This is a genomic window from Pseudoalteromonas sp. US3C1013 (genome assembly GCF_048401115.1).
Lineage (GTDB): Bacteria > Pseudomonadota > Gammaproteobacteria > Enterobacterales > Alteromonadaceae > Pseudoalteromonas > Pseudoalteromonas undina.
In genome coordinates this window covers 1,625,080-1,649,591 of the sequence record NZ_CP183075.1, presented here as the reverse complement: position 1 = coordinate 1,649,591, position 24,512 = coordinate 1,625,080, and the positions used below count along the sequence as shown (strand labels likewise).

At 39.4% G+C, this 24,512-nt stretch carries 14 protein-coding genes; all 14 read left to right on the top strand.

Going from position 1 to position 24,512, the window contains the following annotated elements:
• Positions 1–10 precede the first annotated feature (10 nt).
• The 14 genes from nhaC to ACNSN2_RS07565 all read left to right on the top strand — a co-directional run bounded on the left by nhaC (position 11) and on the right by ACNSN2_RS07565 (position 24,482).
• Entirely contained in the window at positions 11–1,495 is a 1,485-nt protein-coding gene (gene nhaC / locus ACNSN2_RS07630; RefSeq protein ID WP_041709519.1) for a Na+/H+ antiporter NhaC, read from the top strand.
• A gap of 50 nt (positions 1,496–1,545) precedes the next feature.
• Entirely contained in the window at positions 1,546–4,140 is a 2,595-nt protein-coding gene (pepN, locus tag ACNSN2_RS07625) for an aminopeptidase N (RefSeq protein WP_418609008.1), read from the top strand.
• A 3-nt stretch (positions 4,141–4,143) separates the two neighbouring features.
• The gene (locus ACNSN2_RS07620; protein WP_010390154.1) at positions 4,144–4,365 is read left to right on the top strand and encodes a DUF2835 domain-containing protein; all 222 of its coding nucleotides are present in this window, start codon (positions 4,144–4,146) and stop codon (positions 4,363–4,365) included.
• A gap of 252 nt (positions 4,366–4,617) precedes the next feature.
• Entirely contained in the window at positions 4,618–6,714 is a 2,097-nt protein-coding gene (locus tag ACNSN2_RS07615; protein ID WP_054201010.1) for a DUF1302 domain-containing protein, read from the top strand.
• Positions 6,715–6,727: 13 nt separating this feature from the next.
• Positions 6,728–8,092 (top strand): DUF1329 domain-containing protein, encoded by a 1,365-nt coding sequence (locus tag ACNSN2_RS07610; RefSeq protein ID WP_418609007.1) that lies wholly within the window; start codon positions 6,728–6,730, stop codon positions 8,090–8,092.
• A 124-nt stretch (positions 8,093–8,216) separates the two neighbouring features.
• Positions 8,217–9,212 (top strand): WD40/YVTN/BNR-like repeat-containing protein, encoded by a 996-nt coding sequence (locus ACNSN2_RS07605; protein WP_054201009.1) that lies wholly within the window; start codon positions 8,217–8,219, stop codon positions 9,210–9,212.
• Entirely contained in the window at positions 9,212–11,533 is a 2,322-nt protein-coding gene (locus ACNSN2_RS07600; RefSeq protein ID WP_290167623.1) for an efflux RND transporter permease subunit, read from the top strand. The genes ACNSN2_RS07605 and ACNSN2_RS07600 overlap by 1 nt, the downstream gene beginning before the upstream one ends.
• A 210-nt stretch (positions 11,534–11,743) precedes the next feature.
• Positions 11,744–16,585, top strand: a complete 4,842-nt coding sequence (locus ACNSN2_RS07595; RefSeq protein WP_418609005.1) for an NAD-glutamate dehydrogenase — start codon at positions 11,744–11,746, stop codon at positions 16,583–16,585.
• Positions 16,586–16,690: 105 nt separating this feature from the next.
• The gene (gene pyrD / locus ACNSN2_RS07590; RefSeq protein ID WP_010390146.1) at positions 16,691–17,701 is read left to right on the top strand and encodes a quinone-dependent dihydroorotate dehydrogenase; all 1,011 of its coding nucleotides are present in this window, start codon (positions 16,691–16,693) and stop codon (positions 17,699–17,701) included.
• A 130-nt stretch (positions 17,702–17,831) separates the two neighbouring features.
• A complete protein-coding gene (locus ACNSN2_RS07585; protein WP_054201007.1) occupies positions 17,832–18,362 on the top strand; it encodes a cell division protein ZapC in 531 nt (176 codons plus the stop codon).
• Between the two features lie 90 nt (positions 18,363–18,452).
• A complete protein-coding gene (gene rlmKL, locus ACNSN2_RS07580) occupies positions 18,453–20,570 on the top strand; it encodes a bifunctional 23S rRNA (guanine(2069)-N(7))-methyltransferase RlmK/23S rRNA (guanine(2445)-N(2))-methyltransferase RlmL (RefSeq protein WP_418609003.1) in 2,118 nt (705 codons plus the stop codon).
• On the top strand, positions 20,563–20,802 hold the full coding sequence (locus ACNSN2_RS07575) for a glutaredoxin family protein (RefSeq protein WP_418609001.1): 240 nt from the start codon (positions 20,563–20,565) through the stop codon (positions 20,800–20,802). The genes rlmKL and ACNSN2_RS07575 overlap by 8 nt, the downstream gene beginning before the upstream one ends.
• A 15-nt stretch (positions 20,803–20,817) precedes the next feature.
• The gene (locus ACNSN2_RS07570; protein ID WP_418608999.1) at positions 20,818–22,731 is read left to right on the top strand and encodes an ABC transporter ATP-binding protein; all 1,914 of its coding nucleotides are present in this window, start codon (positions 20,818–20,820) and stop codon (positions 22,729–22,731) included.
• Positions 22,732–22,742: 11 nt separating this feature from the next.
• Positions 22,743–24,482, top strand: coding sequence for a DUF3466 family protein (locus tag ACNSN2_RS07565; RefSeq protein WP_418608998.1), 1,740 nt, complete (start codon positions 22,743–22,745; stop codon positions 24,480–24,482).
• Positions 24,483–24,512: the final 30 nt, after the last annotated feature.

Genomic DNA, 24,512 nt, shown 5'->3' with positions numbered 1-24,512 from the left:
CATGCATCGAATGTGTGTAGGAGTCTATATTTTGAAGCCAATTGAAGAAAAACCACTAAAAAGTGCCTCGTTTTTTGATGCACTCATTCCAATTGCTGTATTAATTTGTTTATTAGGTGCCGCTGTGTACTTATTTGGTGATGACTCATCGTCAGGTCCCAATCAAATTGCCTTGTTATTTGCAACATTCGCTGCGGCGTTAATTGGTTTAAAAAATGGCTACACATGGAAAAAATTAGAAGATGCAATGATTGAGGGGATCACCTTATCTCTTAGTGCGATTTTAATCTTACTCATGGTAGGGGCATTAATCGGAACTTGGCTATTATCAGGAACCGTTCCGACATTAATTTATTACGGTCTACAAATTATCAATCCCAGCTGGTTTTACGCCGCGAGTTGTTTAATTTGTGGCATTGTAGCAATGAGTATTGGTAGTTCATGGACTACAGCAGCAACTATAGGTGTTGCGTTACTCGGTGTTGCTTCAGGACTGGGTTTAGAGCCGACAGTTACCGCGGGTGCTGTAATATCAGGCGCTTATTTTGGCGATAAGCTTAGTCCATTATCTGAAACCACCAATTTAGCTCCAGCCGTTGCTGGTGCAGACTTGTTTGAACATATTCATCATATGCTTTGGACTACAGTACCTAGCTTTGTAATTGCATTAATCATCTTTGTTTTCATGGGCTTTAACGCGACAGCAGCGGGAGAGGCTGGTCAAATAGACCAAATAACTGCAATTCTTCAGCAAAACTTTAACATTGGCTTAGAAATGTTGGTGCCGTTAATTGTATTACTCGTACTTGCTATTCGAAAAATGCCAGCGTTTCCTGCCATTTCTATTGGTGCTGTCATTGGCGCGGTGTGGGCCATGCTATTTCAATCGGACTTAATTGCTAGCCAAATAGACATGACTCAGGGTGAGTTTGTCGGTTATTTTAAACTGGTTTGGACCACCTTTTTTGATGGCTTCACGATTAACACGGGCGATGCGAAAATGGACTCGTTACTGAGCGGCGGCGGTATGTCTGGCATGCTAACAACCACATGGTTGATCATGACAGCACTGATGTTTGGTGCGATTATGGAAAAAACGGGTCTACTTGATATATTTGTTAAAAGTATTCTAAAAATAGCAAAAAGCACTGGCTCTCTTATCGCCTCCACTATTGCAACGTGTATTGGTACCAATGTTATTGCTGCCGATCAGTATATTGCCATTGTGGTACCTGGGCGGATGTTTAAAGAAGAATACAAAAAGCGTGGCTTAAAGCCTGTTAACTTATCACGTACTCTAGAAGATGGCGGTACAATTACTAGCCCACTGATACCTTGGAATACGTGTGGTGCGTATATGCAAAGTGTTTTATTAATCAATCCGTTTGACTATGCGCTTTATGCTTTCTTTAACCTTATAAATCCTTTCTTAGCCGTGATTTACGCTTACTTAGGAATTAAGATACTACGTATTAAACCTAAACAAACGGCTTAATTTAAGTAGCTCCTTTTATCACTAAAAGGGGCTATTTTTTTGGAGTGAACATGACTGAACTACAAAAACCTCAAGCAGAATATCTAAAAGACTACCAAGCCCCCCATTTTTCAATCGAACACACTGAGCTGACGTTTGATTTACAGCCATTACAAACTCAGGTAAATGCTTTATTAACACTTAAGCGCGTTGGCGATTCAAATGCACCACTGGTATTAGATGGCATTGACTTAACTTTGATCTCATTGTCGGTAGAGGGTGAGGAGCTCACAGATTATAAAATTATAAATCAGCAATTAATCATTAATAATCTACCTGATGAGTGTCAGCTAAGTATAGTGACGCAAACATCACCGCAAACCAATACTTCACTTGAGGGGTTGTACTTATCGGGCGGGGCTTACTGTACCCAATGTGAAGCGCAAGGGTTTAGAAAAATAACCTACTATATGGACCGTCCTGATGTCCTTTCTACTTTTGATGTCACTATAATTGCAGATACAATATTCCCACATTTACTTTCAAATGGTAATCAAGTTGATAGCGGTGAAACGCAAGATGGACGCCATTTTGTAAAATGGCAAGACCCATTCAAAAAGCCTAGCTATTTGTTTGCATTAGTAGCTGGGGACTTTGATGTTTTACACGACAAATACACAACACGTAGTGGTAAAGACGTCACCTTAGCGTTATTTGTTGATAAAGGAAATTTACCAAAAACAGAGCATGCCATGACGTCGCTTAAAAAAGCGATGGCTTGGGATGAAGCTCGCTTTAATTTAGAGTACGACCTTGATATTTACATGATTGTTGCCGTTGATTTTTTCAATATGGGAGCAATGGAAAATAAAGGCTTAAATATTTTCAACAGTAAATGTGTGTTGGCAAATCAAGAAACGGCAACCGATAAAGATTACCACACTATTGAGTCTATTGTTGGCCATGAGTACTTTCATAACTGGACCGGAAATCGTGTAACTTGTCGTGACTGGTTTCAATTGTCTTTAAAAGAAGGCTTGACGGTATTTCGAGATCAAGAATTTAGTAGTGATTTAGGCTCTCGTGCGCTTAATAGAATTGATGCTGTAAAAGTGATGCGTACTCATCAGTTTAGTGAAGATGCCGGTCCTATGGCTCATCCGATACGTCCAGAAAAAGTGATTGAAATGAATAACTTTTACACTGTGACTGTATATGACAAAGGGGCAGAAGTAATTCGCATGATGCATACCCTTTTAGGTGAGCAAAACTTTCAAAAAGGCATGGCTTTGTACTTCGAACGCCATGATGGGCAAGCGGTGACGTGTGATGATTTTGTTGCAGCAATGAGTGATGCATCATCCATTGATTTATCACAATTTAAGCGTTGGTATAATCATTGTGGTACGCCTCGCCTAAACGTAACTAAAAAGTATGATGAAGCTTCGCAAATATTCTCGCTTACCGTAGAGCAGCTTACGCCAGCGAACCAGCCTGATAATGCAATGTTACATATCCCTTTTGCTATTGAGCTTTTAGACTCTCAGGGGCAAAGTATTACATTGCAATACCAAGGGAAGCAGCTTGATAATGTGTTGGATGTAACTAATAGCTCGCAAACATTTTACTTTGATAATATTCACAGTAATCCAACCGCGGTATTGCTCGAAGATTTTTCAGCCCCATGTATTTTAAATCAATCTATTAGTGAAGCGGATTTACTGCATATTATGCGTTTTGCGCGTAGCGATTTTTCACGCTGGGATGCACAACAGCAGTTATTTATTAACGCACTTAAAGCCAATGTTACTTCAGCAAGTAAAACTCCATTGAGTGAGGAGGTGATTGATGCACTTCGCACATTGCTATCTCAACGTGAGGGTGATTTAGCATTGATTGCTGAACTGTTGAAGTTACCAAGTTTTGATACCTTAGCTGCTGAATTTGAAATAATACCGGTAGATCAGATAACGGCAAACATTGAGTTATTTGAACAGCAAATAGCCACACAATTGCACAGTGAGTTTTTAAGTTGTTACCAGGCAATCATTGATGATGGTAGTGTGAGTGCCCAAGCGGTGGCAATACGTGCGCTGAAACAGCTTTGCCTTCATTACTTGGCAAAAACCGACAGTGTTGATGCGGCAAGTTTAATTGAGCAGGCTGCATCTTCAACAAATATGACCAATGTACTCGGTGCATTAAGCAGTGTGGTTAAAGCAGCTCACCCATTGTCAGATCAATTGCTCGAGCATTTTGACGCTCAATGGCGCCATGATGTATTAGTAATGGATAAGTGGTTTGCTTTGCAAGCAATGAACTCTGCTGAAGATGCTATCGAGAAAATAAAAGCCTTGTACTCGCATCCTTGCTTTGATTTTTCGAATCCAAACCGAGTACGTGCATTAGTGGGCAGCTTTTCTCATTTTAATACGGCACAGTTTCATCGTTTAGATGGCAAGGGCTATACATTACTTGGCGATTTATTGATTAAGCTTAATGCGATTAACCCGCAAAATGCATCTCGAATGTTAACGCCGTTTATGTCGTGGCGTCGTTATGACGAAAGGCGTGCAACTGCAATGAGAGCACAATTAGAGCGATTAGCTAATTTAGAAGGTTTAAGCGACGACTTATTTGAAAAGGTTGAAAAAGCCTTACAATAAATCATGATAGAACATTATTTTAGTATGAATTTGAGCTATACAAAGTGCATGGATTATTACCATGGACGGTATAGCTCTATCCAAGTGACAGCTGATAGCGGTAAAACAATTCGTTTTTCCGCTCATTATCTTCGACCTTTTATTTCGAGTTTAGGGATCCGAGGTCGATTTAGACTTATTTTAAGTAATGAAAACAAGTTCATCCGTCTCGAACGAGTAGCCTAGCTATTGTTTTTTATGATATAGATATACACAAATATTGCCTTTTTGTTAATTTCGATTTGTCCTATTGTTAATTTACGTGTATAAATTATCTGGTATGACGTCTTACCAATACGTAACGTCAAACAAATAAAAAACTTATAACTGATTGAAGGCGACCATTTGTAATTTGTTTAATTCGCTTCTATCGTTACGATTACACTAAAAACAATAACTTGATCACACAAAAAATACCCGCGACAGGGGGGAACCAAAATGATAAGAAGATCGCTTTTTGTTAAAAATAAAATAGTACTCGGCTTAACAGCTGCGGCTATCGGTTTATCTGCAGCACAGACACAGGCTGCAACATTTGAGGTAGGTGGTTTTGATATCGCCTTCGATTCTACTTTTTCTTATGGCCAAAGTATTCGTGTTGAAGACCGCGACTTTAACATCATAGGTAAAAGTAATAACCCATCTTTCGATTGGACTGGCTATAACCCAGGTGTCAATCCGATTTATTCATCCCAAGATGTTTGGGCTCAACCGGGCTCTTACTCGAACAATGGCGATGCCGGTGATTTAAACTTTAATAGCGGCGAGTCTTTCTCCAAACTATTAAAGGGCACGCATGACCTTTCAATAAGTAAAGATAACTACGGCTTATTTACCCGTTTTATGTATTTTTATGATTTTGAATTAATGGACGGTGATCGTGCTTATGTGAATCCAACATCAGGGCAAGGCGTAGATCCTTGTGATGATGATGATACTAAAGAGCAAAGTTGTGCAGACCTTCGGTTACTTGATGCCTACGTATGGGCAAACTTTGATTTAAACGATGGTTATAATCCACTGTCAATTCGCTTGGGTCAACAAGTAGTAAACTGGGGTGAAAGTACGTTAATTTCTCATGGTATTAACGTAAATCCGGTGGATATAGACCGTTTGAAAGCTCCAGGGGCTGAACTAAAAGAAGCGTTTATTCCAGTTGGTATGTTGTGGGCATCGCTAGGGCTTACTGAAAACATCACCTTAGAAGGTTTTTATCAGTATCAATGGCATGAAACTCGCCTACCAGCAGCAGGGACTTATTTTTCTACCAATGATTTTGCTGCAGAAAATGGTTATCAACAAAACGTTCAGCTAGGTTTTACCTCAAATCCTGATATTGATTTAGCATTTTTAACCAATAGTTTAAACAATCTAATGGCAACTTATGGCCAAGTGGCTGCGAGCCAAGGTATTGACCCATCAAGCTCAGCTGGCCAAGAGCTATTGGCAAATATGTACTTAGCGTACCCTACCAAGGTCGCGCTAAAAGGCAAAGGCTACGATGGCAAAACAGAGCCAGATGATGGCGGCCAATATGGTTTACGCCTAGGCATGTTCTTACCCGAGTGGAACGATACAGAAGTGGCACTTTACCATGTAAATTACCATAGCCGTCGTCCACTTATTTCAGGTCGCGTATCTAACTTCACGCAAGCATCAATACAACAAGATTTAGCGATGATTGCTACCACAGAAATTACCTCTGATAACGTATCTGATTTAAAAGCATTTGCTAAAGCAACTAACGAGTACCCTGAAGATATTAAACTTTACGGTTTAAGCTTTAACACTTCACTTGGTGAAACAGCGTTTGCTGGTGAGTTTACTTTTCGTGAAGACGAACCGCTACAAATCGATGACGTAGAATTACTTTATGCAGCAATGCCTGAACAATTAGCTATTGCGGGTTTACGTCCTGAGTTTGCAGGTATTTCGCAAATGAGTAAAGGTGATGCTGCAAGTGTTGTCGGCCCTGGTGAATTAGCCAAAGGTTATATTGAGCGCAATACATCACAATTACAGTTTACGGCAACGCATTTATTTGGCCCGTCATTAGGTGCTGATAGTTGGGCTGTGGTGGGTGAAATTGGTGGTGTTCGTATCAACAATATGCCTGAATACGATGAAATGCGCTTGAATGTGTCTGGTACTGGTCGAAGCGGTATCATGCAAGGCCCTGGTAGTTCAGATTACTCTGCATTACACATGGCGTTATCAAATGGCCCTGAGCAAAAATCGTTTGCTACGGCTTCATCGTGGGGCTATCGCCTAATTGCTAAAGGTGACTACTTTAACCTTTACAACGGTATTAACTTTTCACCACGTTTTGTATTTTCGCATGATGTAAATGGTAATACGCCGGATCCAATGTTCTTATTCATTGAAGATCGTAAGTCGCTAGGTGCTACCATGAGCTTTAATTACCAAAATGCATGGTCTTTGGATGTAAGTTACAACTCATTTTGGGGTGGTGGCGACACCAACACTTTCTCTGACCGAGATTACGTTTCTTTTAACTTAAAATATTCTATCTAGGGGTAACATTATTATGATTAAAAAACCTACCCTCATTGCTACAGCGTTTTGTAGTTTGTTTGCCAGTCACGCAGCGCTGGCTAAAATTAGCCCAGAAGAGGCTGCGCGCCTTGGTAAAGACTTAAGCCCAATTGGTGCGGAAAAAGCAGCGAATACTGATGGCTCAATCCCAGCATGGAATGGCGGTATTACTGCTGCTCCAGCAGGTTATGAACCGGGTATGCACCACTTAGACCCTTATGCAACCGATAAAGTATTATTCACTATTGATAAAAGTAATATTGATAAATACAAAGAAAACTTAAGCCCAGGACAAATCGCGTTATTTGAAGCGTACCCAGATACGTTTAAAATGCCAGTGTATGAAACCCGTCGTTCTGCGTCTTTTCCACAATTTGTGTACGATGCAACCAAAAAGTTTGCAACGTCTGCTGAATTAGTTGAAGGCGGAAATGGTATTAAAAGTACAGCTATTGGTATTCCATTTCCAATCCCTAAAACGGGTTTAGAAGCAATTTGGAACCATTTACTTCGTTACCGTGGTCAGTCTATTGAGCGTTTTGGTGGTCAGGCAGCACCGACGGCATCGGGTTCATATAACTATGTTGGTTTTGATGAGCAGTTATTAGTTAAGTATTCAGATCCAAGTGCTACTCCGGCTGAATTACAAGATTCTAATATTTTGTTTAAGTTTAAACAGCAAGTGACAGAGCCAGCCCGTTTGGCAGGGACCGCGTTATTGGTGCATGAAACTATGGATCAAATTTTAACGCCGCGCCAAGCGTGGACGTACAATTCAGGTCAGCGCCGTGTGCGTCGTGCTCCTAATGTAGCATACGATGCACCGGGTACAGCAGCAGATAGCTTACGTACAACTGATGACTTTGATATGTTCAATGGCTCGCCAAATCGTTATAACTGGACGCTAAAAGGTAAGCAAGAGCTTTACATCCCATATAATAGCTACAAGCTTCACAGCGACAAGCTAACTTATGATGATATTTTAAAGCCTGGCCATATCAACCCTGAGCATACACGTTACGAAAAACACCGTGTATGGGTTGTTGAAGCAAACTTAAAAGATGACACCCGTCATATTTACAAAAAACGTGTTTTCTACATTGACGAAGACAGTTGGCAAGTTCATGTTACCGATATTTACGATAGTCGTGACCAACTTTATCGTGTAGCAATGGCTTATGGTCTTAACTACTATGAAGTACCGACACAGTGGAGTACGCTTGAGGTATACCACGATCTTAATTCACGTCGCTACTTAGCCATTGGTCTAGATAACCAAGAAAAGATGTATGACTTTTCTCAGTCATTTAATGACAATGAGTTTACATCGAGCGCTTTACGTCGCGCTGGCAGATAGTATAAAAGCAGGCACCTAGTTTCCTAGGTGCCTTTTTTCTTTCACATCGCGTTTGTCTATTAACGCACAGGTTTTCCTCTTTATAACAGACAAACAAATCCTCAGTTCAAGGCGAATTTAATTTATGAAGTATTTGGTCTATGCCAGCCTGATCCTAAGCGGTGCGAGTTTTGCACAAGACGCACCTCAAAGTGCGATTAGCGCAATTAATGCAGATAAAACACTCCTTACCGATATTACCCAAACTTCAGCAGGGCTTATTGCTGTAGGTAAACATGGGACGGTCATTAAAAGTATTGATGGTAGCGATTGGCAACAAGCGAAATTGGTACCTACACAAGTATTACTAACAGCGGTTGAATTTACTAATGATTCTAATGGCTGGGCATGTGGACATGACGCCACAATTATTAATACCACCGATGGTGGTGAAAACTGGCAGTTACAACAAGCAAAACCAAGTTTAGATAAACCCTGTTTAGATATTTATTTTAAAGATGACTTAAATGGCTATGCGGTTGGCGCTTACGGTATGTTTTATCAAACAAGTGATGGCGGAAAACATTGGCAAAAACGCTTTTTAGATTCACTGTTATTTAGTGAAGATAGAGATTATTTAAATGATTTAAAACAAACCGATCCTGAGGGTTACGAAATAGAAACCTCGTCTATATTACCTCACTTTAATCGCATTGAACCGACTAGTTCGGGTTTAATGCTGGTCGGTGAGATGGGCTTAATGGCAAAAAGTGATGACGATGGCCAAACATGGCAACGTTTAGATGAAATTTACCCTGGTTCATTTTTTGGATTTGCTTCAGATTCATCGCAACAAATTGTTGCGGGGTTACGTGGTAATATTTTCCTAAATAAAACCGACAGTCAGCACTGGCAGCACTTAGACAATGATAAAACAGCTACTGTAAATAGCATCATTAATTATAATAATAAACAATGGCTATTATTGGCTAATAGCGGTGTTATTTTTCACCTTAAAGATGATGTGTTGTCGTACGAGCAGTTGGCTGATGGTAAAGCGATTCTTGATGGCGTGATTGTTAAAGATAAACTGATCATGGCAACAGAAAACGGCATTAAAGTGAAGGAGTTGACCCCTTAATGCAAGCAATTTTAGATTTTTTAGAAAAAGCGATTTTTAGACACCGCTTAGTGGTGCTCATAAGTTTTGTGTTGATCACCTGTTTATTGGTTTTTAAAGCAACGCAGATTCAGCTTGATGCGTCATTTAATAAAAATATTCCGCTTAACCATGATTATATGAAGGTGTACACCAAACATGAAAAACAGTTTGGCGGCGCTAATAGTATTTTAATTTCAGTATGTGATGACAGTGGTGATATTTTTAACCCTGAATTTTTTACTCAATTAAAAGCTGTGCATGACCAACTTTACTTTATTCCAGGAGTAAATCGTCCTTTAGTAAATTCAATATTTTCACCTAGTGCGCGCTTTGTTGAAGTCGTTGAAGACGGCTTTGCTGGCGGGCCTATTATACCAGCCAACTTTAAAGCCGATAAGCAAGGCTTAGGAATTGTTAAAGAGAACATTGAAAAGGCCAAAGTAGTGGGTCGTATGATAGCAAGCGATTATTCGTGTGCTATGGTCACCGCCCAACTGTTGGAGACTGATCCGCAAACACAAGAAAAATTAGACACTCTCGCTTTTGCAAAAAAATTAGAAAGCGAAATTCGTGAGCCTCTAAGTACCGAAAAGATCAGTATTCATATTATTGGTTTTGCAAAAATGGCCGGCGATATAGCCGAGGGCGCAAAAGGGGTTGTATTATTTTTTGCCATTGCAATTGCGTTTACTTTTGTCATGGTATGGCTATTTTGTGGCAGCTTAAAACTTACTATCTTACCGATTGTGTGTTCAATTATTGCGGTAATTTGGCAGTTAGGATTGCTTTCTAGCTTAGGCTTCGGTCTTGATCCTATGTCTATCTTAGTGCCATTTTTAGTCTTCGCTATTGGCGTAAGCCACGGTGTGCAGATGATTAATGCCATTGGTAAAAAGGTTGCTGAAGGTAAGTCTACAGCAATATGTTGCCAATCAAGCTTTAGGGCTTTACTTGTGCCTGGCGGGATTGCGTTGTTATCTGATACGGTTGGCTTTTTAACCCTATTAACCATTGATATCGGTATTATTCGTGAACTTGCTATTACTGCGAGTTTAGGTGTGGCAGTGATTATATTTACTAATCTGATTTTGTTGCCAGTGTGGGCGTCGTATATGCGCTTTGAAAACAGCATCCATATTCAATCAGGTGATGCTAATAAACCGAACATACTCGATGCAATGCGCGATTTGTTGGTTAAAGCAACCGACCCAAAAACAGCAAAAATGATTATTGGTTTCACTCTGGTTTTATTTGCACTGGGCTATTGGCAAGCAGACAAAATGCGTATTGGTGATTTACATGCTGGGGCACCATCATTGCACCAAGATGCACGTTACAACCAAGATACTTTCTTAATATCGGACAAATACACTATTTCTTCGGATATTTTAAAAGTCATCGTGGAAGCATATCCTGCTGCGTGTACCGAGCATGACGTCATGGAGCGTATATCGCGCTTTCAGTATAAGGTTGAAAATTTAGCTGGTGTACAATCAGCGGTCAGCCTAAGCTCAGTGGCACAGTCGGTTAATGCCGGTTATAACGAGGGTAATTTAAAGTGGCAAAGTTTGCCGCGCAATTCTGCCAGTTTAGTGCAGTCAACCTCTCGCGTTGAAACCAGCACAGGGTTATTAAACGGTGATTGTTCAGTAATGCCCGTGATTATATTTTTAGATGATCACAAAGCACAAACTATTGATAACGTGATTGCAAAGGTAAAACAATTTGCTGTCGAAGAGGGCACAGACAAGCTTGCTTTCAAATTGGCATCAGGCCCTGTAGGTGTGATGGCTGCAACGAATGAGTCTGTTTCAGCTGCGCAAATCCCTATGATGCTCTATGTTTATGGGGCGGTCATTATTTTATGCTTACTTAGTTTTAAGAGCGTAAAAGCGACTATTGCAGTGGTATTACCCTTGTACATAGTCTCTACTCTTGCGCAAGCACTTATGGTTCAGCTTGAGATTGGTCTAACTGTTTCAACCTTACCAGTAATTGCTTTGGGCGTAGGTATTGGTGTTGATTACGGTATTTATATTTTGTCATCGATGATGGGGCAGTTAAAACAAAACGTGCCATTGAGTATTGCTTATCGTAATGCATTAGTTGAACGTGGTAGTGCGGTGTTATTTACTGGTATTACATTAGCAATTGGTGTTAGTACGTGGATTTTTTCTGATTTGAAGTTCCAAGTTGATATGGGAATTCTGCTTACCTTCATGTTTTTAGTAAATATGTTGGGTGCTGTATTACTTTTACCTGCAATTGGTAGCTTGCTCTGGACTGACCAGAAAAAATAAGGTGAATAAATTTGCTCCAAAATGGCCAGTAATGGCCATTTATATCTATATTTTGTGAATAGATGACCAAATAGCTGAAATGCTTAAAATGTTTTCATCGAAAAGGCTGTTTATTAGTTTTAAAAGGGTTAGAATTTAACTGACTCCACGCTAATAAATGGCTGTACAAATATTCTGCTAAACTAGCAGTGATAGATTAAGGAACATACAATGACACGAAATGAAGGCCAAGCCTCGGTTATTTTAGATAACGTCTGTAAGCTTATCCAGAAAAAAGTTCGCGCTGATAATGTGTTACTCGTTGAGAAATTCGCCAAAGCCTTGTACAGCAATATGTCTAAAGAGGATTTGGCAAATCGCAACGACAGTGACTTATATGGTGCTGCACTCAGCCTTTGGAATTCGCTAGAAAAAAATACATCAGATGACGCAGTTATTCGCGTTTTCAACCCTGAAGTGGCAAAAGATGGCTGGCAGTCATCACATACCATTGTAGAGATCATTGCTAAAGACATGCCGTTTTTAGTTGACTCTGTACGTATGGCCATGACACGAGAAAACATCGCCTCTCACTTACTTCTTCATAGTCCACTGAAAATTCAACGTGATAAAAACGAAAAAATATCTGGGTTATCAAGCTTAAAAGCAGAGCAAGAATCAACATCAACAAAAACTGTATTCTTTATAGAAATTGACCGTCAAACAGATGCAACTGTTATTGAGTCTTTCAAAAAAGAGCTTGAATCAGTACTTGTTGATGTATCGGTTGCGGTTGAAGATTGGCAGCCTATTCGCGAAAAATTAATCGCGGTAAGCAAAAGCTTGCCAAAAAGCCATAAAGATAAAAATGACAACGAAATAAATGAAACCGTTGAGTTTTTAGATTGGCTAGTAAAAGACAACTTTACATTAATGGGTTATCGCCAATATGAACTTTCGCCAGTTCAGGGAGACTATCAATTAAAAGGTAAAATGGATACCAGCTTAGGGTTAATGAAAAACTCTGATGCTGAGCATACACGTTTGCTTTCTGAGTTACCTGAAGTGGCACGCCAAGAAGCACGCAGTAGTAACCTATTAATTTTAACTAAAACTAATTCATTGTCTCGCGTTCATCGCCCAGCTTACATAGATTATGTGGGTGTAAAACGTTTTGATGACAAAGGCAATGTTATTGGTGAAGATCGTTTTATCGGTTTGTTTTCATCAAACTTTTACAACAATAGCGCTGCTGATGTACCGGTTCTTAAAAGTAAAATTAATCGTATTATGGATATGTGTGACTTCGCTAAAGGGACACATGCATACAAAGCCGTATTAAATATATTAGAAACCTACCCACGTGACGAACTGGTACAAGCTCGTGAGAATGAGTTACTAGAAGTTGCCATGGGCGTGTTGCAAATACAAGAACGCGACATGTGTCGTTTATTTGTTCGTAAAGATGCATATGGCCGTTTTTTATCATGCATGGTTTATGTACCACGTGAGCGTTATAACACAGCGCTTCGCCGCGAAACGCAAGCTATTTTAGCTAACGCATTTAATTCTGACGTTAAAGTCGAATTTACTACCTATTTCTCTGAGTCTACACTGGCGCGTACCCATTACACTGTTCGTGTGACCGACAACAATATTGAATATAACGTGAAAGACATAGAAAACAACCTAATAGAAGCCGCTCGTACTTGGGAAGACAAATTACAATCAGCCTTACTTGAATCTGCTGGTGAGGCCCGTGGTAATGAATTAAACCGTAAATATTGCAATGCCTTTGCACGCTCATACAAAGAAGAAGTATTACCTAGCGCTGCAGTGGTCGATATTGAAAAGCTAGAAATGCTAAGCGATGAGAACAAGTTAGAAATGTTGTTCTATCGTCCACAAGAAGAAGCAAGCAGCAATATTGTGCGTTTAAGCTTATTCCATAAAGATGAGCCAATTCATTTATCTGATGTTATGCCAATGCTTGAAAACTTTGGTCTACGTGTTGTAGGTGAAACACCATACTCGGTTAAAACTAGTGATGGTGGCGTAAATTGGGTCATGGATTTCTCTATGCTAATTGACAGCAAAGGGATGGCTGATTTTGATAAGATCTCTGCACGTTTTCGCGCTGCATTAACCAGTGTATGGGCAAACCGTTTAGAAAACGATGGCTTTAACCGTCTAGTGTTAATGGGTGGTTTAACGGGTCGTGAATCATCAATTTTACGTGCATACGCAAAATACATGCGCCAAATAGGGGTTACTTTCTCGCAAACGTATATTGAAAGTACCTTTGCAAATTACCCGCATATTGCCGCTAAAATTGTTAACTTATTCTCTAAAAAGTTCTCTGTAAAAAGCCCTGCAAGTGCTAAAACACTTGAAAAACTAGGCTTAGAAATTTATGCAGAGTTAGAAAACGTAGCGAACCTTGATGATGATCGTATTATCCGTTTATACGTTGATATGATTGTTGCTACATTACGTACTAACTACTTCCAAAAAGATGCTGAAGGCAAATTTAAGTCGTACATCTCACTTAAAATTCAGCCAAGTTTAATCCCAGAAGTCCCACTACCTGTGCCAGCGTTTGAGATATTTGTTTATTCTCCACGTGTTGAAGGTGTGCATTTACGTTTTGGTAAAGTTGCCCGTGGTGGATTGCGTTGGTCAGATCGTCGTGAAGATTTCCGTACAGAAGTACTTGGCTTAGTAAAAGCGCAACAAGTTAAAAATACCGTGATTGTACCGGTAGGTTCAAAAGGTGGATTTGTATGTAAACAACTACCTAGTGAACGTGAAGCGTTTATTAAAGAAGGCCAAGAATGTTATAAAATCTTCATTCGTGGTTTATTAGATATCACAGACAATATTGACCGTGGTGAAATTGTACCTGCTGTTGATGTTACACGCCATGATGAAGACGATGCGTACCTAGTAGTAGCAGCGGATAAAGGCACAGCAACATTCTCTGATATTGCCAATGGCATCGCAAACGAATATAACTTCTGGCTAGGTGATGCGTTTGCATCAGGTGGTTCAGTAGGTTATGACCATAAGAAGATGGGTATTACGGCTCGTGGTGCATGGGAGTCTGTAAAACGTCATTTCCGTGAAATGGATATTAACTGTCAAACCACAGACTTTACAGCAGTAGCTATCGGGGACATGGCCGGTGACGTATTTGGTAACGGTATGCTGTTATCAAAGCACATTCGCTTGCAAGTGGCGTTTAATCACTTACATATCTTTGTTGATCCAAACCCAGATGCAGCAGCTTCTTATCCAGAGCGCGAACGTTTATTTAATTTACCACGTTCATCATGGGAAGATTACAATAAAGAGCTAATTTCAAGCGGTGGTGGTATTTTCTCGCGTGCTGCTAAGTCTATTACGCTGACCCCTGAAATGAAAAAGATGTTAGGCACTAAAAAAGCTAGCATGACGCCGAATGAATTGATCAAAGCATCATTAATGATGGACCATGATTTATTGTGGAATGGTGGTATAGGGACTTACATTAAGCATTCGAAAGAAACGGATGCAGATGTTGGAGATCGTGCAAATGATGCGCTGCGCATTAATGGTAAAGACCTTGGGGCTAAAGTATTTGGCGAGGGCGGTAACTTAGGTGCAACTCAATTAGGTCGTATTGAATTTGCAGCTCAAGGCGGTCGTGTAAATACTGACTTCATCGATAACGTAGGTGGGGTTGCGTGTTCAGATAACGAAGTAAATATTAAAATTTTACTCAATGGTTTAGTTGCTGAGGGCGACTTAACGCGTAAGCAACGTGATGAGTTACTTTACTCAATGACCGATGAAGTGTCTGAATTAGTACTTAAAGATTGTTATCGTCAAACGCACACTTTGTCGATCACTCAATCTAAAGGGACCTCAACGCTTAAAGAAAAAATTCGCTTTATTCATGCACTTGAAAAAGACGGTAAGCTAGACCGTGCAATTGAGTTTATTCCTACAGATGAAGAGTTAGCAGAGCGCGCCGCTGCAGGTAAAGATTTAACACGCCCTGAGCTATCTGTATTAGTTTCTTACGCGAAAATGGTGCTAAAAGAGTCTTTGGTAACGGATGAAATTACTGAGAATCCATATTACCGTCAGTTATTAGTTAAATCATTCCCGCGCCCATTACGTGAGAAGTTTAATGATGCTATGGATAATCATCCACTACGCAAAGAGATTATTGCCACTAAGTTAGCAAATAATATTGTTAATGATATGGGCTTAAACTTTATGGTGCGAATGAATGAAGAAACCGGTGCAAACGAAGCTGAAATTGCATTGTGTTATTCAATCGCAAGTGAAATTTTCCAAATGCGTGAAACATGGTTATCTATTAGTGATTTAGATAATAAAATACCATCGAACGTACAAACAGAAATGTTATACCAGTTACGTCGTACAGTTCGTCGCGCTACACGTTGGTTCCTTCGTCATCGCACCAAAGCACAATCAATTGAGCAAGCGATTGAAATTTTCTCACCAACATTTGCCGATTTAAGTGAAAACTTAACTAAATACATCGTTAAAACAGAAAGCGATCGTATTGTAAGTGCCCGTGAAGAACTAACACAAAGCGGTGTACCTACAGATATCGCACAGCGCATTGTGTCGTTATCAAGCTTGTTCTCGGTAATGGATTTAACGCAAATTGCTCAAAACTCTAATCGTAAAATCGATATGGTGTCGCACACTTACTTTAAATTAGGTGCGCAAATGGGACTACATTGGTTCTTAGATCAAATCACTAATCAACCGGTTTCTAACCATTGGCAGGCATTAGCGCGTGCATCATATCGTGAAGAGTTAGATTGGCAGCAACGCACCTTGTCAGAAGTGGTATTAAACAGCTTTGAAGGTGAAAGCAGTGATGTAGATGGTCAAATTGAACAATGGATGGATAGTCAAGATCTGTTACTTCAACGTTGGAAGCAAATGTTGACAGAGTTTAAAACATCGCAAAGTCACGATTTTGCTAAGTTCTCAGTGGCATTAAGAGAGCTCATGTTACTTGGTCACAACTGTGATACATCAGCAAAGTAACAAACTGCTAATGATTAAAACTAATCGTTAAACAGTTTTTGTTATATAATACCTCAGCCTTGTCTGAGGTATTTTTTTGTCTACAATTTTAAGAGGATTATATTCATGTTCTACGATTTAGCTCGCCGTTTTATGTTTACCCGTGATGCGGAGTGGGCCCATGATTTTGCTCTTAATAACTTACGTCGCTTTGCTAACACGCCATTAAGTGCTGCATGGTCACAAAGCGTGGCAAATAAACCAGTGAACTTTTTAGGCCTCGAATTTAAAAACCCAGTAGGGCTTGCTGCAGGCCTTGATAAAAATGCGGAGTGTATTGAGGCATTCGCTCAAATGGGTTTTGGCTTTGTAGAAGTGGGTACAGTAACACCGCGTCCTCAAGCGGGGAACGATAAGCCGCGGATATTCAGGTTGCCGCAGTCAAATGCGATTATTAATCGTATGGGCTTTAATAACAAAGGTGTTGATAATTTAGTTAACAATGTTAAAGCAGCTAAATACGATGGTATTTTAGGTATCAATATTGGTAAAAATAAAGATACACCAAATGAGCAGGGCAAAGATGATTACATTCACTGTATGCGTAAAGTGTTTGAGCATGCATCATACATCACTGTAAACATTTCATCACCCAACACCCCAGGCTTACGAGACCTGCAATATGGCGCAGCATTAGATGACTTATTACAAAGCTTGAAAAACGAACAGCTTGATTTAATTGCCAAGCATAATAAGCATGTGCCTATGTTGGTGAAAATTGCGCCAGACCTAGATCCAATTCAAATTGAACAAGTGAGCGAGTCACTGTTAAATAATAAAATTGATGGTGTTATAGCCACAAATACCACCTTAGAGCGTAGCTTAGTGCAAGGTCAGCAGTATGCTGATGAGGCAGGCGGTTTATCAGGAGCGCCAGTTAGGGAGCGTTCCACCCATGTTGTTTCTGAACTCAAGCGTTTAACAAACAATCAGTTACCTATTATTGGTGTGGGTGGTATTGATGATGCTAAATCAGCAAAAGAAAAATTTAATGCGGGTGCAGATTTAGTTCAAGTTTATACCGGTTTTATATACAAAGGACCGCAATTGGTCAAGTCGATCATTAACGACTTATAAGGATCAGTTATGTAAGCTTTTGATCGTTCGATAAATGTTCTAAAAAGACGTTTTAAAAATGGTCAAAAGCAGCTATACTCTAAGCTTATTGTCTTATTTTATTTTTTAAGTACTAAGTAGGGAGGAGCAAATGTTACAAGCGTCAAAGCAATGGCAGTGGATAGCGTGTGCTGAAAAAAACCGCTTACTGCTTGATTTAAATGACGATATGCAACTTTGTACACCTTATAAGCTTAGACAGCTCACCGATTGTGCTTTTGAAAACCCATACTTCAGCCTTGAAGATGCAGCCTTTTATGAGCAAGTTTATTATTACCTTGCGCAGTTTAATTTATGGAATCCTGCCCAGTTATGCCAAATAGCGCTCAATGCAACGGCAGTTAAATTTCAATTAAAACCAGTGTTGGCAAAAAGTTGGTTTTTCAAACCGTATACTGGTAGTACACCTAGTACTGAAGCGGTTATTAATTTAAGCTCAGAATCACAAACTGGCGAGTTTTTAATTATAGAGCATTGTCCAGATGCTTCTGTGTGCATTAATTTAAGCGAAACCTTTGCACTAGATGACAATCTATCACTTGCCCAGTTTGAAGTTATCCGCGTTTTAAACAACCGAGTTCACCCCTTAATTACCTCACAGTACGATAGCCAAACAGCTTAGCCTAATTTAGTCTTTGAGGCTTGTTTAAGGCGTATTTGTACGCAAACCTATGTTATAATCCCGCGCAATTAGCTATTAAGGGTTTTTACTTTGCAATTTATCGCACTTACTTCTATCGGAATCGAAAATTTATTGGTTGATGAACTTACAGAACTTGGCGCTACGGTGTCAAAGCAAACTGTGGGTTCTGTTCGCTTTGAGGCTGACTCATTGCTAGCGCAAAAAGTGTGTTTATCTACACGCTTTGCTACGCGTGTACTTATGCTTATTGAAGAAAAAGAAGGCGTAAATGACAAAGACAGCTTGTACAAATTTGCACGCTTACAACCTTGGCAAGAATGGTTTGGCCCAACACAAACTTTTGCTGTTGATTTTAATGGCACAAACGATTCACTTAAAAATACCCAGTTTTCTGGTTTAGTAATTAAAGATGCGATTGTTGATTACTTTAACGATTTATTTGAACAGCGACCAAATGTAGATAAGCAAGATGCCAATGTGCGAGTGGTTGCACGTTTAAATCGTCATGGCGTTTCACTTTATATTGATTACTCAGGGCCGCGTTTATCAGAGCGTGGTTACCGTCAAGGTCAAGGCAAAGCACCCATAAAAGAGCATTTAGCTGCGGCAATAATAAAACGTAGTGGCTGGCTCGAAAATGTCAATCAACCACTATTCGATCCATGTTGTGGTGCCGGCACTATTTTAATAGAAGCGGCTGGAATGGCACGTAATGAAGCGCCTGGATTATTCCGTGAAGGATTCGCGTTTGAGCGTTTGCCTAGCTTTAGAGTGGCAAAATTCAAAGAACTTAAAGAGCAACTTTTAGCGAATATTACTGATCCTAAATTATGGTTAATTGGCCATGATTACGATGCACAAGTACTTGATAAAGCGATTGCTAATGCGCAGCGTGCAGAGCTTGATACGGTGATTAAATTTAAGCAAAGCGATGCGACAAAACTGACGAGCGTTGCAAAATTGCCGGGTGTTGTTATTTCTAACTTACCTTATGGTGAGCGTATTGGTTCTATGGCTGAACTTGTAAACTTGCATCGTAGCTTAGGTGTTGGTTTTAAAAAGCACTTTAATCATTGGAAACTCGCTCTACTGGGCATGGATGAAAGCCTGTTTAAATTACTTAAATTAGTGAAGCAAAAACGCTATAAATTTAAAAATGGCCCCCTTGATGTTGAATTAAACCTGTATCAGCTTGATGACAAGCAAGTCAGCCTTACCTCTGATGACAAACCCGCTTTAAACTTCGAAGGCTCGATGGCATTTGCTAATCGCCTGAAAAAGAACAAGCAAGGCTTAAAAAATTGGCTTAAGCAAAATCAAGTCCATGCGTATCGTGTTTACGATGCAGATATTCCTGAATACAACGTTGCGGTTGATATTTATGGTGATTCAGCGGTTATTTTTGAATACGCAGCACCGAAAGAGATTGATGAAAAAACCTCTGAGAAGCGTTTACAAGATGTTATTAGCTTGACAGCACAACAACTTGATATTGCACCTGAAAACATTGCTGTAAAAGTACGTAAAAAGCAAAAAGGTGAAGAGCAATATACACCCATGGCTAAGCAAAATAGAACCATGGTAGTAGAAGAGTTTGGTGCTATGTTTAAAGTTAATTTATTTGACTACTTAGACACGGGGCTATTTTTAGATCATCGCCTTGCACGTCGTTATATTCAAGAAAACGCAAAAGATAAGCGCTTTTTGAACCTGTTTGCATACACAGGAACCGCCTCAGTTCATGCAGCCATTGGTGGCGCAAAAGCGATTACTACCGTTGATTTATCTAAAACCTACTTAAAGTGGGGTCAAGATAACTTTGCGCTTAACGATATTAGCAATACACGTTATCGTTTTGAGCAAGCAGATTGTTTAAAATGGCTAGAGTATGCACAAGGGCAGTATGACCTGATCTTTTTAGATCCGCCTACTTTTTCAAATTCTAAACGAATGAAAGACGCGTTTGATGTGCAAAACGACCACATTAAGCTGTTAACTTGGGTTAAAAAAATATTGAGCCCATCGGGTACGCTAATATTCTCTAATAATAAACGCGGTTTTGTAATGGATGAAGTTGGCTTGATGGGGTTAGGGTTAAAAGCAGAAAATATTTCTGAAAAAACCTTATCTCCTGACTTTAAACGAAATAAAAAAATTCATAATAGCTGGTTAATTAAACATGGCTAAGTGGATTTTATATCACACCGACGGCTGCCACTTGTGCGAGCAAGCAGAGCAGCTGTTAAAACCGTTACTTTCATCAACCGATGAATTACAACTTATTGATATTATGAGCAATGACGCATTAATTTTAGAGTATCAAATAAGCATTCCGGTTTTAAAAAATCAACAAGGCCAACAATTATTTTGGCCTTTTACTGCACCTCAGGCGCAGCAGTTTTTAGCGCAAGCAGAATAAGAGTAAAGATTAACTATGGATTTAATTAGAATTTCAAAAGCACAATTAGCTTACGGTACACACCCATTACTTGATAATGCAGATGCAGTAATAGAAAGTGGCGAACGTGTGTGTATTGTAGGTCGCAATGGTGCAGGTAAATCAACGCTTTTAAAAGTACTCGACGGTCAAGTAATACTTGACGATGGCGAAATAAACCAAGTTGGTAGCTTAAAAATATCGCGTTTAGAGCAAGATCCACCTAAAGGGGCTAGCGGCACTGTATTTGATTACGTTGCCCAAGGTATGCCCGAAATTGCTAATTTACTTATTGACTTTCATCATGTAAGCACACAATTGCAAACAGATTGCACTGATCAACTATTAAATAAATTAGAGCGTTTATCTAATAAATTAGAGGCGGCAGATGGCTGGCGTTTTGATAGCCGAATTCAACTTGTACTTACTCAATTAGAGCTAACTCCTGATGCGAAACTTGAGTCGCTCTCAGGTGGTTGGTTACGTAAAGTTGCATTAGCGCGTGCTTTAGTGAGTGAGCCTGATTTATTACTGCTCGATGAGCCTACTAACCACTTGGATATGACAAGTGTAATGTGGTTAGAGCAATTCCTAAAAGAATTTAAAGGCGGTATTGTATTTATATCGCATGACCGTGCATTTATTCGAGCTGTTGCTACACGTATTTTAGATTTAGATCGCGGTAAACTAATTTCTTATCCTGGTGATTATGCAACTTACTTAGAACAAAAAGCGCATGATTTAAAAGTAGAAGAAACACAAAATGCATTGTTTGATAAACGCTTAGCGGAAGAAGAAGCATGGATCCGCCAAGGTGTTAAAGCCCGTCGAACCCGTAATGAAGGCCGTGTTCGTGAGCTGAAACAATTACGTAATGAACGTAAACAACGTGTGGAACAAGTAGGTAAAACTGATTTCAATATCGAAACAGCGGATCGTTCAGGTAAACTAGTATTTGAAGCTAAACACTTAAATCATGCATTTAAAGACAAAGTGATAGCTGATGATTTCTCTACCTTAGTGATGCGTGGCGATCGTATTGGTTTGGTGGGGCCTAATGGTATTGGTAAAACAACGCTATTAAAATTATTGTTTGGTGATTTAAAAGCAGACAGTGGTGAAATAAAGCAAGGTGTTAACTTAGAGTTTGCATATTTCGATCAGTACCGTGAGAAGCTTGATGAAGAAGCGACCGTTCAAGATAACGTTGCTGAAGGTAAGCAAGAAGTGATGATGGGCGGACGCTCACGTCACGTGTTAGGCTATTTACAAGACTTTTTATTTCCGCCAGCACGTGCTCGTACACCGGTAAAAGCACTTTCAGGTGGTGAGAAAAACAGGTTGTTATTAGCCAAGTTATTTTTGAAACCTTCAAATATATTAGTGCTCGATGAGCCTACCAATGACTTAGATATAGAAACATTAGAGCTACTTGAAGATATTATTAACCAATATCAAGGTACTGTGCTTATAGTAAGTCACGACCGAGAGTTTATTGATAATACCTGTTCGAGTGTTTGGGCATTTGAAGGTAACGGCAAAGTTACTGATATAGTTGGTGGCTACAGTGATTATGAAGCTTATACCAACTATTTGGCGGAGCAGCACGAAGAGTTGCAAAAGCAGCCAGTCAAAAAAGTTGAAAAAACAGAGCCAACGCCAGTTAAAAGCAATAACAAAGCAAATAAACTCTCTTACAAATTAAAACTTGAACTAGAGCAACTACCTAATAAAATGGAGCAACTTGAAGCTGAACTTGAAAAACAACAAGAACGAGTAAGTCATGAAGATTTTTTCAAGCAAGACAGTGATATAACAGCCAAGGAATTGAACCATTTAGCCCAACTTGAGTCTGACCTTGAAGCCGCTTTTGAGCGTTGGGAAGAACTTGAAGAATTAAAGAATCAGTAGTAAGGAATAAAATGAAATATAAATTACTCGCGGCCAGTGTTTTAGCCACACTGAGTACATCAGCATTAAGTGCAACGTACCAGTTAACCGAATTAGGTGACTTTGAAGCTGCCAAACATACTTATGTTACTGATGTGAGTGAAAACGGCCATATTATAGGTCAAGCTAACGGATTGTTTAACCTACCTATTGATATTAGTTATATCGACTTTACAGATAATATAATAAAGAGCGCATACGACACCGAAGTTAAAAGGTTTGAAAACATTGATAAAGAAATAACCTTTACCCTCGATGATATAGAAAATAATGATGCTGTTTACACTAATGCTGACGCACATACTTTTATGGTTGGCTTTCTATCTTCTCGGTCTGAAGATTTTGAATATCAAAAAATCAGTTCGCTTATTGCTACAAGCTATAATAACGGTTTAATAACTGAGCAGTCTCTTTTCGATGAATCTTCACTTGATTATGATGGGCTAACTCGATCAGTAAGTAACTTTTATACAGGTGTAGCGCAAGACGGTACTACGGTTGGTTGGGGAAGTGCAGCATTTGATAAAGTGAGCTTTACACCAGATGGCGAAACTGATGAAGAAACGTGGTTTACTCGTGAGTTTATAGAGCGCGGAATTTTAATCTCTGCTGGTGGTGTTGAAGTGCCGCTTTTACCAGAATTTACTGAACACGGTGGGACTAGTAAAGCATCTGATATTGTTGCCACTGACACTGGTTACATTGTTGTTGGTAATGTATCGGTCAGTATTCCTGCTGAGAGACAAACCACAATTACAGACAATTGTGATGGCCTTGATGAGCCAGTTATGGCTTGTATAGAGTTAATTAATTCTCGAAATACGCGAGGTGTGTTTAATAAAACAGCGGTTAAATGGACTCTAGACAGCACTTATAATGTGACTTCAACAGAGTTGCTAGGTTTAGCGCTTACTCCGGAAGAAGATGAAGACAGAACTCCATTTAATAGTATTGCATTAGCTGTGAATAGTAATGGTATTGCTGTAGGGTCTTCAGATACCCGAGATATTGACAACGATAATAGAATCTACAGTATGCCAACTTATTTTAAAGACGGTGAGGTAGTTGACTTTATAAACCAGCAAGATGATTGGGAAGGAGGTAAAGCATTTGCAATCAATGATAATGACATTATTGCAGGTTATGCTACTAAACGCATTGAAGGCTCTTTAAGAAACAAACTCTTTTACCACGATATAAATACAAACAAGACGGTGTTTCCTGAAGATTATTTTATTAGCTCAAGCTCATATGCAAATGATATTAATAATCAAGGTTATATTGTAGGCGAAGGTGATGTTGGTGATACAGCGAGTACAAGGCGTTCAGAAGCGTTTATTTATAAAATTGGTGATGACAAAATCACTAATCTAAATAATCTACTACCATGTTTTGACAGTGATGGTGAAAGTAGCTTTAGTTATAAAATGGTAGAGGCGAAATCAATCAACGAAAATAATGAAGTATTTGGTGTGGCAACTAAAACGGTTGAAAAATTAGACTCACTAGGTGAGGTCATAACCGACATAAATGGTAACATTCAATATGAAAGTGTTGCTGTTGCAGTAAAACTTTCACCGATTGCTAATGGTGAAGTTGAAAATTGTAAAGCCCCAGATGCAGAGTTTTATGAACGTAGCTCAGCCAGCTTCTCATGGTTTGGTTTATTACTGCTACCTTTAGTTGGATTAAGACGCGTTTTTCGTTTCTAAGTACTACTATTCGTTTATAAAAAAACCAAC